We start from the raw sequence: 14,777 nt of genomic DNA, 5'->3' as shown, positions 1-14,777 counted from the left end.
GAAACAGCCCTTAGGTTCACGGAATGTCCCCGAGTCGCCCGCGGCTCCATCCCGTCGAGCCATGACCACCTTCTCCCCCCACCAGGATTCCGCACTCCAAGCCGTCGCCGACTGGCTCAAGGCCAAGCCGGGCAAGAACGCCACGCCGCAGGTGTTCCGGCTGTTCGGCTATGCCGGAACCGGCAAGACCACGCTCGCCCGCCACATCGCCGAGGGCGTCGACGGCGAGGTCAAGTTCGCCGCCTTCACCGGCAAGGCGGCGCTGGTCATGCGCAACAAGGGCTGCGACGAGGCCTCGACCATCCACTCGCTGATCTACCGCGCGCGCGAGAGCGGCGAGGAGCAGCCGAGCTTCGAATTATGGGACGACGCGCCGGCCTCCAAGGCGAAGCTGATCATCATCGACGAATGCTCGATGGTCGACGCCGATCTCGGCCGCGACCTGCTCTCGTTCGACTGCCCGCTGCTGGTGCTCGGCGACCCCGCCCAGCTGCCGCCGGTCCAGGGCGGCGGCTTCTTCACCGAGAGCGAGCCGGACGTGATGCTGACCGAGGTACATCGCCAAGCGAAGGACGATCCGATCGTGCGGATGTCGATGGACGTGCGCGAGGGCAACACGCTCGACATCGGCCGCTACGGCGAGAGCGAGGTGGTGGAGCGCCATGAGCTCGATCCGGCCCGGGTCATGAACGCCGACCAGGTCCTGGTCGGCCGCAACAACACCCGCCGCGCCTACAATATGCGTTTCCGGCAGCGCCTGGACATCGAAGAGCCGTTCCCCGTGGCCGGCGACAAGCTGGTGTGCCTGCGCAACAACCGCAAGAAGGGCCTGTTCAATGGCGGGCTATGGCGAGTCAAATCGCGCGCCGCCTCGAAGTCCAAGATCATCACCATGCGGCTCGCGCCCGACGAGGACCTGGGCCGCAAGGTGACCAAGGTCTCGGTGCGCGGCGAGTGCTTCGCCGGGGGCATCGAGGACATCCCGTGGGAGCAGCGCAAGCCCTATGACGAGTTCGACTATGGCTATGTGCTGACCGTGCACAAGTCGCAGGGCTCGCAATGGGACGATGTCGTGCTGTTCGACGAGAGCTTCGCCTTCCAGGAGAGCCGCGCGCGCTGGCTCTACACCGGCATCACCCGCGCCGCGAAGCGGCTGTCCATCGTGGTGTAACCACCGCTTTACCGCTCGATGCAATTTTGCTTGCCGCTCTGGCGCCATTCCTGCGGCCCTTTGATCCACGTCAACCTGACGCAGCGTCCTTGGCGGATAAAAAACGATTCACATCTCTGTTAGACCCACGGCAGGCAGCGGGTATCGCATGGCAAGCTCCAAGAAAGCGAAGGGCAAGGACTCCAATGGCCGGCGCACCAAGCGCGCGGCCGCTATAGCCCCCGTCGCGCGAAAGCAATCCGCAGCCAAGCTCGATCCGATCGCGCAGTCGCTGATCGACGAATCGATGCAGGCCGCGCAGATCACCGGGCTGTCGGCGTTCGAGACCGTGCTGAACGGACCGCCGGCCCTCGACGCCAACTCTGCGCCGATCAAGGCGATGCTGGACGGTGCCGCGCCCGACGATGCCAAGCTGATGAAGGCGCTGATCGAGGGCAAGGCCAAGCCCGACAAGCGCCACACCTCCGACGAGCTCGCCGACAACTGGCGCCAGGGCGGCTACCCCTACAAATTCCGCATGTACCGCAAGGACTATGAGGAGCAGAAATTCGTCCTGCAGACCGAGCTCTTGAAGCTGCAGAACTGGATGAAGGATGCGCGGCAGCGCCTGGTGCTGCTGTTCGAGGGCCGCGACGCCGCCGGCAAGGGCGGCGCCATCAAGCGCTTCATGGAGCATCTCAATCCGCGCGGCGCCCGCGTCGTGGCCTTGGACAAGCCGAGCGACGTCGAGCGCGGCCAGTGGTATTTCCAGCGCTATGTCGAGCACCTGCCCACGGCCGGCGAGATCGTGCTGTTCGACCGCTCCTGGTACAACCGCGCTGGCGTCGAGCGCGTCATGGGCTTCTGCTCGCAGGCGGAGTACGACGAGTTCCTGCGTCAGGTGCCGGAGTTCGAGCGCAACCTCGTGCGCAGCGGCATGCACCTCATCAAGTTCTGGTTCTCGGTCAGCCGCGACGAGCAGCGCCGCCGCTTCAAGGAGCGCGAGGCGCATCCGCTGAAGCAGTGGAAGCTGTCGCCGATCGACACTGCCTCGCTCGACAAATGGGACGACTACACCCGCGCCAAGGAGGCGATGTTCTTCTCCACCGACACCGCCGACTGCCCGTGGACCGTGATCAAGTCCGACGACAAGAAGCGCGCGCGGCTGAACGCGATGCGCTGCGTACTGCACTCCATGCCCTATGCCGGCAAGGACGTCTCGCGCATCGGTCATGTCGATGACCTCATCGTCGGCCGCGCCAGCGTGATCCACGAGCGCGAGGAGCACGCGAACTGAGAGCGCCGCGCTCAGCGCCGATGACGCCGATGCGGCCTCACGGAGTCGGCCGGCGGCATCGCTGCATTTGCATTCGGAAAGGCCTGCGTGCCATGGCGGGCCAGCTCCGCCTGCGCCGCCGGCGTCAGCGCGCCGCCATTGAGCACGTCGCGTTCGGGATGCATGGCCTCATAGGCCGCCGGCTCGGAGAATTGCGCCGATGCCGCGGTGGCCGCCAGCGTCGACATCAGCAGAGCTGCCCCCAGGCTCCTGAATGCGATCATGATTGGTCCTCCCTGCTCCGCACGTAATTCGTGCAAGCGATGATGTAGGCAGGCGAAAGCGGCCCCCCAATCACGACTGCGCGAGCCGACGGCCGTTCGTGATCGCGTCCGTGTCTCAGACGTAACGCTGCAGCCGCTGTCCGGGCAGCAGATCATATGGCGGCTTCCAACCGGGCAGCGCGGCGATACGCTGCAGCCACGCCGCGACCGGCGGGAAACGCGCGGCGAGATCATAGCCGCTCTCCTCCACCGGAAAGCTCAAATATCCGCACAGCGAGAGGTCGGCGACCGTCGGCCTGTCGCCAATGATGAAGGGGCGCTGCGCCACTTCGCCCGCCAGGATCGACAGGAAGTCGTCGATCCGTGCGCGCAGAAATCCCTGCACCTTCTCGTCCGGCTGCGGGGTGAAGGCGCGGCGATAGCGATAGGTCGCCATGAAGCCGGACATTTTCTGGTTGTCCCAGAACAGCCAGCGCAGGATCTCGAAGCGCTCACGCGCGTCAGCGCCGCCGAACCTGCCGTAGCGCGCGGCCAGCTCGAGCAGGATCGGCCCGGTCTGGGTCAACCGCACGCCGTCCTCCTCCAGCACCGGAATCTCGCCCATCGGATTGACGTTCGCGCGCCACGCGGCAGTGCGGGTGATGCCGCCGCCGAAATCGGTCCATACCGACTCGAAACTCTGCCCACACAGGGTCAGCATCAGGGCCAGCTTGTAGCTGTTGCCGGATTCGGGGAAGTAGTGCAGGCGGTAGCGCGGCATGGTCGTCTCGCGTGATCGGGCGCTCTCATGTTAGGCGGCCGGGAATTGCGGCACCATTCAGTTTTCGCCTCCGAGGCTTCAGCGCAGCGCAAGCCGTAGCCTGCGCGTCATGTGGCGAAGCGCGCGGCCTCCGAAAACAGCCAATCGCGAAACACGGCAAAGTCGCGGGCCTTCCCGTCGGCGGAGCTCCGGCGCACGAGATGAAACTGCCGCGGCAGGCGCACGCGCTCGGCGAACAACGGCACGAGCCGGCCGGCGTCGATGAACGGCCGCACCACCGGATCGAGCCCGAGCGCGATACCCATACCGGCGCTCGCGGCCTCGTAGACGACCTGGAGATTGTCGAAAACGAGGCAGTCCGTCGGCGCGGCGTCGATGCCGGAGGCGGCGAACCACTCCTGCCAGAATTCGATCTGGTGGTCGGTGCAGATCAGCCTGGCGTTGACGAGGTCGCGCGGATGCCGCGGGATGCCGCGCCGATCACGCAATTGCGGGCTCAGCACCGGCACCGCATCCACCGCCAGCAGCGGTTCGCTGGTGACCCCCGGCCACGGTCCCCGCCCCAGCCGGATCGCGCAGTCGAGCTCGGACCGCGCATGGAGATCCTCGATCTCGGCCGATGTCTGCAATACGATCTGCACCGTCCTGTGCTGCGCCTGGAAACGTGGCAGTCGCGGGATCAGCCAGTTCGCCGCGAAGGTCGGCATCACGCTGACGGTGAGCCCGGCATCGTCCTCCTGCCTGCGCAGCGCCTCTGTCGCCTGGGTCATGCTTCGCCAGGCCGGATCGAGCGCGGCAAAATAGCTATCGCCTGCCGCAGTGAGCACGAGCCCGCGCGGCTGTCGCTCGAACAGCCGCACGCCGAACGTAGCTTCGAGCTGCTGAATGCGACGGCTCAGTGCCGGCACGCTCAAATTCATGGCCACAGCCGCCTGCGCGAGGCTGCCGGCGCGGGCCACGGCCACGAAGGCTTCGATGTCTCGGAGGGGAAGGCGTCGCATGCCGGGTAGTGTATGGTAATGACGCGCTGGGGTCGAGACGCCGGCTGTGCGACGGCCCGTCGTGCCAATTGGTCGTCCGGATGCAGGCCATGTCCCGGCTGTAACCTGGGGCGACTGCCGCCCGCTTTCCTGTTGCGGGCGGTGAATGCTCGTCACTCCAGCGCCAACCGCGTCGCGTGAACAAGCCGCTTGTTCACGCGCTGGATCTCAAGAAGACCCCCATACGCAGCCCCCCTCAAGAAGCGCGCGGCTGAACGCGATGCGCTGCGTGCTGCATTCCCTGCCCTATGCCGGCAAGGCCGTCTCGCACATCGGCCGTGTCGACGACCTCATCGTCGGCCGTGCCAGCGTCATCCACGAGCGCGAGGAGCACACGAGCTGAGGCCCGTCACGTAGAGTGGGCAAAGGCGCAGCCGAGCTCTCTCCTCACGCGAGATCATAGCGGCGCCGTGCCCGCCATCCTGATGATGAGCTTGCCGATCGACGGTGGGCACGCTGCCGCCTTGCGGCGGCTGCTTTGCCCACCCTGCAGACTGGCACGAAACGCCGACCGTCTGGCGCGCGATCCCAATCCGATGCGTCATCGCCGCTGCGGCACCCGATCATACGGGCTTCGCTGAACCGACGGCGGAGACACCGGCGCGGCGCCATAGGCTCGCATCAGTCCCATGCGCCCTGCCGGCGTCAACTCGCCGCCGTTCAGCACGTCGCGGTTGGGATACATGGCCTGAAATGCCGCAGGCTCCTGCTGGCCCCAGAACCAGCCCTGGGACGAGCCCTGGGCTGAGGCAGGCGCAGCCGCGGTCGCCGACAGCAGCAGTGCTGCCGTCAAGGTTTTCCAAGATGTCATAATTGCTCTCCGATCTCTGCGGTGCGGAGATCGCGTGTTTGTTGGAGGGTGCTCTCGTGGGAGATCATTCCCCTCAGAGGCGCGATCGCCTCATCGCTCGTGGGTGTGAGACAGGAAAAATCCCGTCGAAATTCCACGGACTGCCATCACGACCGCGCGACCTGGACGCAACCATTCGATACAGGACAAAGCGTGGGCTGTCTGAACGTCCGCGGTTGCCCGGAATGGCGCCTCGTTCGACGCGACAGGCGCGGCAGAGATCACCCGGGAGAAGCTTCAGATGTGTGAACTGCCTCATCTTTTGAGCGATTACCAAGTGATAATAATCCACTGGTTGAATCACCTGAGTCTTCCGATGGAGGTCAATTTGAGACAAAAGCTCATTGCATTGGCTGCGCTGGCATTGCTGCCAAGCGGGCTCGCCCAGGCTCAGCAGGCGGACGCGCCTGCCGGCCCCACCGTCAACGGCCGGCAGTTCACGCCGCCCTATTACGTCTTCAGCCCGGACATTCCGGCCGACGTCGTGACCCAGAATGTCGGCGCCATCGGCCTGCAGGTCTATGTCGACAACATGGCCTGGGACTCGTTCGTCGCGCTGAACTGGCCGGCGCCGAACCCGATCGTCGAGCGCGGCGTCCCCGACCGCGAGAACGTGATCGGCGGCTTCACCTACATGACCGAGGGCGGCAAGAAGACCATGCCGACCGGCCCGGTGGTGTGGGAGACCTACAAGGATTCCGACGACATCTATCTCGATCCACCGGTCAAGCCCGCGCCATTCGATGCCGCCGAGCGGATCCCGCCGCAATGCCTGATCCAGGCCAGGGAGAATCCGGCCGCGGCACGCCGCACGCTGGTGCGCACGGCGAAGATCAGCGACGTGCTGATCGGCGGCGACAAGGAGGCCGACGGCAACCGTCTCGTCGATCAGAACGGGCAGAACGTCTGGTACGAGGTCAAGCTCAACCGCGTCTATTACGACTACGTCGTCACCAACAAGTTCTACGACAGCCGTAATCAGAGCGGCGCCAGAATCGCCTTTCCGGCGTCCTCCAACACCACGGACCGTTCCGCCACGGTGAAGGTCAAGGCGGCGTGGAAGGTGATGGGCGGACCGGGCAGCCGCCAGCCCGACGACGCCACCCGCTTCTACACCACAGACGCGCTGGTGTTCGATCCCGCGACCAAGCGCTGCGAGGCGAGGAAGCTCGGGCTCGTCGGCCTTCATGTCGTGATCAAGACCGACCAGCTGCCGCAATGGCTGTGGGCGACGTTCGAGCAGGTCGACAATGCGCCGACCCAGGGGCAGACGATCCCGACCGGCGCCAAGTACAATTTCTTCAACCCGAGCTGCACCGACTGCAAGGTCAACCAGCCGCCGGCAAAAGGATCGAACACCCCGACCCAGGTCATGCGCGTGATCCCGCTCAACGACAACGCGGCCCAGAAGACGGCGATCTATCAGGCGGCGCTGAAGACGCTGCGGCTCGACAACGTCTGGCAGTACTACCGGCTGGTCGACGCGCAATGGGCCGGCAAGGGGGTGCCGATCGGCACGCCGAGCCAGCCGGCCTTCCTCGCCAACACCACGCTCGAGACCTACATGCAGAGCGCGCAGCAACCGAACGGCTGCATCAACTGCCACGGCAAGTTCGCGGGCACCAAGGACCTGGACTTCCAGCTGTTCGACGCCTATCCGCGCAAGTCGAAACAGCTGCTCGACCTGTTCCGCGTGCCAGGCGCAACGGCCATGAAGCCCTAGCGGGTCATTCGACTGATCAACACCGTGGCGGAGATGCGTTACGACACCCTCGGTCGCCATCTCCCCCCTCATCCTGAGGAGCCCACCCCTTGGCGGGCGTCTCGAAGGATGAGGCCTCGCAATGGCCTCTTGGTTCGAGACGGCGCTTCGCGCCTCCTCACCAAGAGGAGAGGCAGCGCAGCGCGGCATGATCACCATCTCCTGCGAACGGGCGCTACCAACCTGCTATGCTCATGGAGTCCGGACATACTCGATGCGCACGCATCGGGAATGGCGGTTTACTGCCGACAGTCATGTCCCCCTTCGTTGCCCAGGGCGATCGCATTTGCATAGATGCGGCAATCGCTGCGCGGACGCGTGCTAATTAGTTATTCTGTCATGCCCGGGCTCGTCCCGGGCATCCACGTCGTTCCGAGGGCGCCGGGCGACGTGGATGGCCGGGACAAGCCCGGCCATGACGAAATGGAAGCAGACGCGGGCGATACGTAGAGCGCGATATGCGATAGTCCTGCTTCGTTGCCCGTCGCGTTATTTTGTCGCAACCCGACAGGCCTTGCACCGTCGGGCAAATCACTGGCACCTTTCCGCACATCCCGGCCCACCTGGAGGGGCGCTTCGCGATCGTCACGAACGTGGGGCCGGTGATGCGATGGACGCGACGTGTTGCAGCGGGCAAATGCCTGCGGACGAACGGCATGGCGCGGACGTGAAATCGTGTGGTCCTGGCCTCCCGACGCTGAGGCCAAGCCGGCGGTGATGATGATCCGCCGACGACGGGGGCAAGACAGCCGGTCCCCGGGGAGAGCCCGTATAAGCGTTAAAACCGTCGCGCAGGGAAGGCCGGACGATCCGGCTGATCCTGTGGTTCTGCCGCGTGCTTTTTGTTGCACGCGGACCATGGGTGTCAGTCGACGCCCGGCCTTCCCTGCGCCCTCCACCATTCGAGAGGGCTCGCATCCAGCATCACTCGGGCATGCCAGGCCGCGAGAACGAACGATCATGTCTTCAATCGGCGGCGCACCGGCAGGACGGCGCACCACGGCCCGTTCACGCAGTCGTGTGGCGGTCCCTGTAACGCCTGCAGACCGTCGACGTATCTTGCGACAGAGGCCGGACGGGGCCACTGTTCCGGCCGGCGAGACGAGACAAGTCACCCCCAGCGAGGATCCGAAGATGCGCCTCACCCGCTCCATTCTGCTCAAGACGGCCGTGATCGGCGCCATGGCGGCCGGAATCGTGGCCTGGCAGCCGCTGCACGCTGCCGAGGAGGCGGTGGTGATCCCGCCCCCGGCCCAGGATCAGCCGGCATCCGACGGGCTCGAAACCGCTGTCGTGGCCGGCGGCTGCTTCTGGGGCGTCCAGGGCGTCTATCAGCACACGGCCGGCGTGGTCAGTGCGGTGTCCGGCTATGCCGGCGGCACCAAGGCGACGGCCGACTACCGCACGGTGTCGAGCGGCAGCACGGGCCACGCGGAATCGGTCCAGGTCAAGTACGACCCGAAGAAGATCTCCTATGGCAAGATCCTGCAGATCTTCTTTTCGGTCGTGCACGATCCGACCCAGCTGAATCGCCAGGGCCCGGACAGCGGTCCGCAGTATCGCTCGGCGATCTTCACGACGTCGGAGGCACAGAAGAAGGTGGCCGAGGCCTATGTCACCCAGCTCGACAAGGCCAAGGTGTTCGGCAAGCCGATCGTGACCAAGATCGGCAAGCTCGAGGCGTTCTACCCGGCCGAGGCCTACCATCAGGACTACCTGACGCTGCACCCGAGCCAGCCCTATATTGCCTACAACGACCTGCCGAAGATCGAGAACCTGAAGAAGATCTTCGCGGAGACCTACATCGAGAAGCCGACGCTGGTCAGTGACGCCAAGGCGACGAACTGAGTCGACGACTGCGTCCGCTGACAGCGATACGAAGCGGCCATACGTAGCCGCCGGAGGAGCGAGGAATGAGCGACACCAAGACGAGCGACAAGATCGTCAAGAGCGAGACGGAGTGGCGCAAGGAGCTGACGCCGATGCAATATGCCGTGCTGCGCGAGAAGGCGACCGAGCGGCCCTTCACAGGCGAGTACGAGCATGACCACAGGGCCGGCACCTATGTCTGCGCGGGGTGTGGGCAGACGCTGTTCGAGTCGGATGCCAAGTTCGATTCAGGTTGCGGCTGGCCGAGCTTCACCCAGCCGTCGGCCGAGAGCCATGTCGACGAGGAGACCGATGTCAGCCACGGCATGGTCCGCACCGAGGTGCTGTGCTCGAAATGCTCGGGCCATCTCGGCCACGTGTTTCCGGACGGTCCCGGGCCGACGGGCCTGCGCTACTGCATCAATTCGGCGGCGCTGAAGCTCAAGCCGCGGTGATTCTGGTGCGGCGAATGCCGCCGGTGCCCGGCCCCGTCTTTTGGCGGTACCGGGACGCCGGCGGGCCGGCGCCGGAAGCCACAAGGGGTCCAAAAACCGCCGCTGCAGGCGAGATTTTCGCTTTGCTGTTCTGTCTCTCCTGCATTCACAAGTTGCAGATCGATTAAGTTGTTGAAAAACAGGGATATTTCATTCGACCGTTAAGTGGGCCGGATTTACGATGTGAGCCGGCAGGATTCGCATTTCTGCCAAATCAGCCTATATTAGGGGCCGTAACTGACATGCAGGGCCGGGCCGCCTGGAGCGGCAACGACCGCCCTCCACCCCGCAATCGCTGGCGTCATTGCCAAGCTGGATCGTTCGAAAGCTCGCGTCAGCGCTCTTAGCCGATAAGAAGAGGTCTCAGACCATGCGTCCACTGCGTCCGTTCAACTTCAACACCTCTGCCGAACTGTTTCCCGCCGCCATTCGCAAGAAGAAGCGCGCGGGCTTTGCCTATCGGCGGTTCGGCACCGCGGCGGAAGCGGTGCGCTTCGCCATGGAGGAGTTGCCGTCGGATTCGCTGAATGGCGCCTACCTGCAGGTCGAGGAGGCTCGGTTCGACCAGAACGGCATCCGCACCCTGTACGAGAGCGAGGCGTTTCCGCTGCCGCGCCGCGCGGCCGACAAGGCGCCCGACGCCGATGCCGCCTGACGGCGGCCCGACCATCAGACGACACCCTGCCCCGCCTCGTGCGGGGCAGTTTTTTTATGGGGCTCTCGTTTTATCCGGTTTCCGCCCTTCACCGCGGCTGGGCGTCGAGCCACCGCCGCAGGATCTTCGCGTTGCGCATGTTGGCGCGGAACAGGACGTCGAAGGCGTCGCCGGCGACCGGCACCATGCCGATCACGCCTTCGACCGCGACGTTGCCGAGCATGCGCGTGATGACATGCCAGGGCGCCCCCAGCGCGCGGGCCTCGCGCACCAGCCACAGCGACAGCGCGGTCGCGATGAGGTCGCCGACCACAGGGATCAGGCCGATGATCCCGTCGATGCCGTAGCGGATGTTGGTGCCGGGCAGGACGAAGGCGACGTCGAGCAGCTTGGCCACCGCCTCCAGCCGCGCGATGCGCTGCTCACGGGTCAGGTTGCCGAACGGATTGGCGGTCTGGAAGTCGAAGCGGATCCCGCCGGAGCCGTGGAAGGCGCCGTTGAACGATCCACGAAAGGACCCCTGGAACGGGCCTTGCTGCGGAATCTCGCGCCCGTCCTGGTCGATGACGGGACCGCGCGCCTCGTTGGCGTTGAAATCCGCCTGCGAGGCGCGTCCGGACGCACGGCGGGGCGAGATGGACATCTGGTCTTGCATACCCATGACATGGCAACGCACAGGCCCGGGCACAAGTTGCGTCGAACCGCCGCCGGGCCTCCGCTATTTCCCCCTCGCGCCCGTCGGCGTCAACCCGAAGCGGCGCCTGAAACAGCGGTTGAAATAGGACAGGTCGTTGAATCCGCAGGCAAAGGCGATATCGCTGATGCGGCGCCCTCCCCCGGCCAGCAGGTCCATGGCCTTGCGTAGGCGCAGCTCGTTCAGCCGGGCCGAGAAGCCGGCACCGGCCTCGTGGAGCAGGTCGTTGACGTAGCGCTCGGACAGGCCGGCCGCGGCGGCGAGCTTCTGCGCCGAAAAATCCGGCTCACTGAAGCGCGTGTTCAGAATCGCGAGCACCGCGGTCAGGCGAACGCTGCGCAAGCCACCGCGTCGGGCCTTCAGCATCAGGTCGCCGCGGGCACCGAGGCCGAGCGCGGCCAAGTCGAGGAGATGCTGCGCGATCGCAGGGCCCGCTTCGTCGGCAGCGGAAGGGCGGGCCAGCAACAACTCGCCGTAGTCCATGGCGAGCGAGAGCGCCCCTCCGGGCTCCAATTCCCGGCCGACCAGGTCGTCGACATCGGGCACCATCGATCGCAGCGTCACCATCGGCAGATGCACGTTGACGAAGCGCTTGTGACTCGACCCATCGGCGCTGAAGAACGGCTCATCGAGCTTGAGCAGCACCATCGCGCCGGGCCGCAGCGAGAATTCGCGTCCGCGATGAACGACCGTCGCTTCGCTGCTGCCGGCGTTGCGCGCCAGGCAATAGCGGTCGTCGTTGGTCGCAAGCACCTGGCGCCGTTCACGCCGCACCCGGGTGAAGGTGCCGTCGCAACGGCCCAGCAACGTGGTGCCGATGTGGATGGCGTTCATTGCGGCGCGAAAGGGCACGTCGTCGGCCGGATCGAGCTCGCCGGTGTTGGAAAAGTGCTCGAACAATTCCGCAAAGCACAAGTAGCGCTGCCTGTCGGCGAGCCCTTTCGGCAGCATGTCGGTCGACAGCATTTTCCTGACGATGGTCATCGACATCGGACCCGAGGCAAATGAAATTCGAAGCAACACAACCAATGTGGCAGCGGCAGGATGAACCGCCGCTGAAATCCCCACGGGCCATCAAGAGGAGGTCGAGAGCGCCGACCAGTCCAAATCGCAAGCCCGTTCGTGCCGGTTAGTCCAAGACAGGGGCAATTGGTTCAACTACCGATGCGGCCGGACGCATCCCGAATTGTCGGTGCGGACCCCAAGCTTCCAAGTCGACAGCCATGAGCGCAAGGAGAGAATGAAATGAACATGTCTTCCGCTGCCCGCAAGCTCGGCCTCGGCGCCGCCCTCACGGTCGGCATCGGGATCGGCTACGCGCTTGGTGCGCAGCCGCACATGACTGCAACCGTCACGATGCTGCAGTCTGCGCGCGCCGAACTCGCTCAGGCGACCCCGAACAAGGGCGGGCATCGTGAGCGCGCATTGGAGTTGATCGATCAGGCGATCGGCGAGGTGCGTGCCGGCATCGCATTCGCGGCAGGTGGCTAATTTGGCTCACAGCTACGCGGCGACTTCTCTCATCCAACGGAGATCAACGATGCGAACCATCATCACCAGTACGATCCTCTTGGGAATTCTGACCGTCAGTGCATCCGCGATGCCGCTGGCTGCGATCAAGACCGGACCGCAGGCCGCTGTCATCCAGGTGGCCGGCGGATGCGGCCCGGGTTGGCATCGGGGCCCCTATGGCGGGTGCCGGCGCAACTTCGCCAATCCGGCAGCGCACGCCTGCCCGCGCGGCTTCCACATCGGCCCGGGCGGCCGCTGCCGCGGGAACGGCAGATAGGGCGGCGCGCGCGGCGCAGCCGGCGGCTCAGTTCGCAGTCGCCGGTTGCGGCTCCTGGACGAATTTATGAACCAGCCAGGAGGACACCGTGGCCGGAATGAAGCCGACGAGGCCGTAGAGGATCCACTGCATGACACCATAGTCGGAGCCATGCGAGGCATAGTTGAAGGCGGCGAGCAGGAAGGCGATGCCGCCGACCAGGAGCATCCGCAGCGTCGGCGGGATGCGCCTGACGTGAAACAGGATGTCGTCGATCGCGCACATCATCAGCGCCGGCAGGAAGCCGAACAGATAGCTGTACTGCAGCGAAGTGACGAAGACCTTGAACAGCTTGGCCACTTCGCCCGGATTGGTGTCGGTCCAGTAGCCGGACAAGTAGGTCGTGACGAGGAGCAGCGCGAAGCCGCCCAACGCCGGGCCCACGGCAACGAAGATCAGATAACGCTTCATGCCAAACCTCCTGCCGCGCCGATCGGCCAACGCTGCTGGTCAATCCCCCCACAGCGCGAATGCGTCGTTGAAGGCGCGCTCGCCGGGCGCGCCCTTCTCGATCGCGATGATCGCCCGCCGCTGATTGGTATAGACCAGGGGCACATCGAACCAGGAGCGCTCCTTCAGGAGCTGCACGTTGCGGGTCCGGTCGGCATCGACATTGGACAGGCCGACCAGGAAGAAGCCGTCGGTGACCTTGACCGCGAGGCCGGCCAGCGGCGTGCCGCGCGCCTGCTCGTTGGACTTCATCAGGATGCCCGGGACGTTGCCGACACCGCCGCCCGAGAAATCCTGGGGCAGGATGAACGTCAGCTCGGCCGTATGGCTCGCCGGCAGCGAGGTGTCGGTGTTGCGACGGAACGACATCGTCATCTTGAACTTGCGATCAGGAATCTCGATGTCGGCGCGCACGGCGATGTCGGCCTTCTGCGTCCCCGTCGCCTTGATCTGCTCGGTGCGCCAGACCACCGAGCCGATATATTGCTTGCCCTTGGGATCGCCGGGATCCTCGTCATAGAGCACGACGCGCTGCGCGACCGGCGCGATCTGATCCGAGGACGGCGACTGACCAACCCGGTCGGTGATCTTCGGCTTGCTGAGCGGCGCACCAGTGTCCTTCGGTGCTTCGACGGTCGAAGTCGATCTGAACAGGCCGGTGACGGCACCGACCAGCGGCCGGCCCCACAGGATACCGGCACCGATCAGGATCAGCACGATACCGGCGGCGATGGCGGCCTTGAACGGGAAGGTCGAGCCGCTACGCTCCGGCTTCTTCTTGGCCTCACGCTCCCGATCCGCACCGCCCCGCTGGCGGGTCGAGGTGGCGGGCAGCGCGTAGCGCTCAGCCTCCTGGACGGATTCGTCATAGGAATAGGGCGCCTCGGGCAACGGCGGAGGATCATCATCGTCCGGCTCGAGCCGGTCGAGATCGGTGGCCGGAACATTGGCGTAGGTCTTGCGCGCGGCCCGGTTGGCCTGCGCTGCGGCCTTGCCGAGATCGTCGACGTCGGCCGTGATGTCGCGGAACCCGCGCATCGCCGGCGACGACGCCGCGTTGCCGTTATCCTGCCCGCGACGTGGGGCAGCCGGACGCTCGCGCGCCGGCGGCGCGGAGGCATCCTGCGGCGAGGGAGCCTGCGGCGGCTGAGGCCGCGGCGGCACGGCAGGCGCTCCGGCGGCGGGAGGCGGCTCGGACCGCTGAGGACGATTTGGCCGCGCTTCTGCCGGCTCGCTTCCGAGCGCCGGACGCTCGTTGCGCGCGGGCGCAGGCGGTGGCGCCGCGGGCCGCGGCCGAGGTGCCGCCGGGGCTGCACCCTGGTCCGGCGTGGCGCCTGGCTGAGCCGCTGGCGCCGCCGGCGCCTCAGGATTGCGCGCGCCGGCTCGCCGCAGGGCGTCGCCAGGACGCGCATTGCCGCTGGCTGCGCGTTGCGCCTCACGGGCGCGCTGGGCTGCCTCGGCCTCGACCTTGCGGACGGCTTCCTCGAGCGACAGCCGCTCGCGGGTGATCTCGGATTCGCTCAGCGGCGGCTGAACGCTGCGGAGTTGAGCGATCAGCGCCGCCCGAGCCCGCTCATAAAGCGCGCGCCGGCTCTCGCCGGGAGCGTTGGGGTCCAATCCGGCAATGGCACGGGCTATCAGCGGGTAGTAGTCGGCCATATCAAC

The 14,777-nt window shown here is 65.9% G+C and carries 16 protein-coding genes and 1 pseudogene; 9 read left to right on the top strand and 8 right to left on the bottom strand.

All coding sequences use genetic code 11. From position 1 onward, the window contains the following. The first annotated feature begins 61 nt into the window (after window positions 1-61). Complete coding sequence (locus LQG66_RS31440; RefSeq protein ID WP_231319695.1) at window positions 62-1,171, top strand: ATP-dependent DNA helicase; 1,110 nt, start codon at window positions 62-64, stop codon at window positions 1,169-1,171. Window positions 1,172-1,319: 148 nt separating this feature from the next. Continuing rightward, window positions 1,320-2,447: a polyphosphate kinase 2 gene (ppk2, locus tag LQG66_RS31435; RefSeq protein ID WP_231319694.1), complete on the top strand. Its 1,128-nt coding sequence runs from the start codon at window positions 1,320-1,322 to the stop codon at window positions 2,445-2,447. 11 nt (window positions 2,448-2,458) lie between these two features. Here the strand turns inward: ppk2 and LQG66_RS31430 are convergent, their stop codons facing one another. The 3 genes from LQG66_RS31430 to LQG66_RS31420 all read right to left on the bottom strand — a co-directional run bounded on the left by LQG66_RS31430 (window position 2,459) and on the right by LQG66_RS31420 (window position 4,471). Beyond that, a complete protein-coding gene (locus tag LQG66_RS31430; protein WP_231319693.1) occupies window positions 2,459-2,710 on the bottom strand; it encodes a hypothetical protein in 252 nt (83 codons plus the stop codon). 115 nt (window positions 2,711-2,825) lie between these two features. After that, window positions 2,826-3,470 carry a glutathione S-transferase family protein gene (locus tag LQG66_RS31425; protein WP_231319692.1) on the bottom strand — a complete coding sequence of 215 codons (645 nt, stop codon included), beginning with the start codon at window positions 3,468-3,470 and terminating at the stop codon, window positions 2,826-2,828. Window positions 3,471-3,577: 107 nt separating this feature from the next. Then, the gene (locus LQG66_RS31420; protein WP_256460591.1) at window positions 3,578-4,471 is read right to left on the bottom strand and encodes a LysR substrate-binding domain-containing protein; all 894 of its coding nucleotides are present in this window, start codon (window positions 4,469-4,471) and stop codon (window positions 3,578-3,580) included. A 238-nt stretch (window positions 4,472-4,709) separates the two neighbouring features. Between LQG66_RS31420 and LQG66_RS31415 the strand changes: the two are divergent. Next, window positions 4,710-4,853, top strand: a pseudogene (locus LQG66_RS31415) (polyphosphate kinase 2); the annotation flags it as partial. Window positions 4,854-5,051: 198 nt separating this feature from the next. Here LQG66_RS31415 and LQG66_RS31410 read toward each other — a convergent pair. Then, a complete protein-coding gene (locus tag LQG66_RS31410) occupies window positions 5,052-5,321 on the bottom strand; it encodes a hypothetical protein (RefSeq protein ID WP_231319690.1) in 270 nt (89 codons plus the stop codon). A gap of 367 nt (window positions 5,322-5,688) precedes the next feature. Here LQG66_RS31410 and LQG66_RS31405 point away from each other — a divergent pair, with 367 nt between their 5' ends. The 4 genes from LQG66_RS31405 to LQG66_RS31390 all read left to right on the top strand — a co-directional run bounded on the left by LQG66_RS31405 (window position 5,689) and on the right by LQG66_RS31390 (window position 10,140). Then, complete coding sequence (locus tag LQG66_RS31405; RefSeq protein WP_231319689.1) at window positions 5,689-7,083, top strand: hypothetical protein; 1,395 nt, start codon at window positions 5,689-5,691, stop codon at window positions 7,081-7,083. 1,173 nt (window positions 7,084-8,256) lie between these two features. Then, on the top strand, window positions 8,257-8,970 hold the full coding sequence (gene msrA, locus LQG66_RS31400; RefSeq protein WP_425601262.1) for a peptide-methionine (S)-S-oxide reductase MsrA: 714 nt from the start codon (window positions 8,257-8,259) through the stop codon (window positions 8,968-8,970). Between the two features lie 65 nt (window positions 8,971-9,035). Then, window positions 9,036-9,446 carry a peptide-methionine (R)-S-oxide reductase MsrB gene (gene msrB, locus LQG66_RS31395; protein ID WP_231319688.1) on the top strand — a complete coding sequence of 137 codons (411 nt, stop codon included), beginning with the start codon at window positions 9,036-9,038 and terminating at the stop codon, window positions 9,444-9,446. 409 nt (window positions 9,447-9,855) lie between these two features. Beyond that, a complete protein-coding gene (locus LQG66_RS31390) occupies window positions 9,856-10,140 on the top strand; it encodes a hypothetical protein (RefSeq protein WP_231319687.1) in 285 nt (94 codons plus the stop codon). Window positions 10,141-10,228: 88 nt separating this feature from the next. Here LQG66_RS31390 and LQG66_RS31385 read toward each other — a convergent pair whose 3' ends face one another. Together LQG66_RS31385 and LQG66_RS31380 are read right to left on the bottom strand one after the other, a co-directional pair. After that, complete coding sequence (locus LQG66_RS31385) at window positions 10,229-10,795, bottom strand: DUF4112 domain-containing protein (protein ID WP_231328023.1); 567 nt, start codon at window positions 10,793-10,795, stop codon at window positions 10,229-10,231. Between the two features lie 63 nt (window positions 10,796-10,858). Next, the gene (locus LQG66_RS31380; RefSeq protein ID WP_231319686.1) at window positions 10,859-11,818 is read right to left on the bottom strand and encodes a helix-turn-helix domain-containing protein; all 960 of its coding nucleotides are present in this window, start codon (window positions 11,816-11,818) and stop codon (window positions 10,859-10,861) included. A 261-nt stretch (window positions 11,819-12,079) separates the two neighbouring features. Here LQG66_RS31380 and LQG66_RS31375 point away from each other — a divergent pair, with 261 nt between their 5' ends. Next, entirely contained in the window at window positions 12,080-12,325 is a 246-nt protein-coding gene (locus LQG66_RS31375) for a hypothetical protein (RefSeq protein ID WP_231319685.1), read from the top strand. A gap of 49 nt (window positions 12,326-12,374) precedes the next feature. Continuing rightward, window positions 12,375-12,623: a GCG_CRPN prefix-to-repeats domain-containing protein gene (locus LQG66_RS31370; RefSeq protein WP_231319684.1), complete on the top strand. Its 249-nt coding sequence runs from the start codon at window positions 12,375-12,377 to the stop codon at window positions 12,621-12,623. A gap of 27 nt (window positions 12,624-12,650) precedes the next feature. Here LQG66_RS31370 and LQG66_RS31365 read toward each other — a convergent pair whose 3' ends face one another. Together LQG66_RS31365 and LQG66_RS31360 are read right to left on the bottom strand one after the other, a co-directional pair. Beyond that, window positions 12,651-13,073 carry a DUF5413 family protein gene (locus LQG66_RS31365; protein WP_231319683.1) on the bottom strand — a complete coding sequence of 141 codons (423 nt, stop codon included), beginning with the start codon at window positions 13,071-13,073 and terminating at the stop codon, window positions 12,651-12,653. Between the two features lie 39 nt (window positions 13,074-13,112). After that, window positions 13,113-14,771, bottom strand: coding sequence for a hypothetical protein (locus LQG66_RS31360; protein WP_231319682.1), 1,659 nt, complete (start codon window positions 14,769-14,771; stop codon window positions 13,113-13,115). Window positions 14,772-14,777: the final 6 nt, after the last annotated feature.

It is taken from the genome of Bradyrhizobium ontarionense, from assembly GCF_021088345.1.
Classification (GTDB): Bacteria; Pseudomonadota; Alphaproteobacteria; order Rhizobiales; family Xanthobacteraceae; genus Bradyrhizobium; species Bradyrhizobium ontarionense.
Note: the sequence above shows the minus strand (reverse complement) of the source record. Positions and strands in the feature narration are given on the sequence as shown.

Coding starts and splice junctions, on each gene's coding strand:
- ppk2 (WP_231319694.1), top strand. CDS start 1,320: ATGGCAAGCTCCAAGAAAGCGAAGGGCAAGGACTCCAATGGCCGGCGC.
- LQG66_RS31375 (WP_231319685.1), top strand. CDS start 12,080: ATGAACATGTCTTCCGCTGCCCGCAAGCTCGGCCTCGGCGCCGCCCTC.
- LQG66_RS31410 (WP_231319690.1), bottom strand. CDS start 5,321: ATGACATCTTGGAAAACCTTGACGGCAGCACTGCTGCTGTCGGCGACC.
- LQG66_RS31390 (WP_231319687.1), top strand. CDS start 9,856: ATGCGTCCACTGCGTCCGTTCAACTTCAACACCTCTGCCGAACTGTTT.
- LQG66_RS31385 (WP_231328023.1), bottom strand. CDS start 10,795: ATGCAAGACCAGATGTCCATCTCGCCCCGCCGTGCGTCCGGACGCGCC.
- LQG66_RS31440 (WP_231319695.1), top strand. CDS start 62: ATGACCACCTTCTCCCCCCACCAGGATTCCGCACTCCAAGCCGTCGCC.
- msrB (WP_231319688.1), top strand. CDS start 9,036: ATGAGCGACACCAAGACGAGCGACAAGATCGTCAAGAGCGAGACGGAG.
- LQG66_RS31380 (WP_231319686.1), bottom strand. CDS start 11,818: ATGACCATCGTCAGGAAAATGCTGTCGACCGACATGCTGCCGAAAGGG.
- LQG66_RS31425 (WP_231319692.1), bottom strand. CDS start 3,470: ATGCCGCGCTACCGCCTGCACTACTTCCCCGAATCCGGCAACAGCTAC.
- LQG66_RS31420 (WP_256460591.1), bottom strand. CDS start 4,471: ATGCGACGCCTTCCCCTCCGAGACATCGAAGCCTTCGTGGCCGTGGCC.
- msrA (WP_425601262.1), top strand. CDS start 8,257: ATGCGCCTCACCCGCTCCATTCTGCTCAAGACGGCCGTGATCGGCGCC.
- LQG66_RS31430 (WP_231319693.1), bottom strand. CDS start 2,710: ATGATCGCATTCAGGAGCCTGGGGGCAGCTCTGCTGATGTCGACGCTG.
- LQG66_RS31360 (WP_231319682.1), bottom strand. CDS start 14,771: ATGGCCGACTACTACCCGCTGATAGCCCGTGCCATTGCCGGATTGGAC.
- LQG66_RS31370 (WP_231319684.1), top strand. CDS start 12,375: ATGCGAACCATCATCACCAGTACGATCCTCTTGGGAATTCTGACCGTC.
- LQG66_RS31365 (WP_231319683.1), bottom strand. CDS start 13,073: ATGAAGCGTTATCTGATCTTCGTTGCCGTGGGCCCGGCGTTGGGCGGC.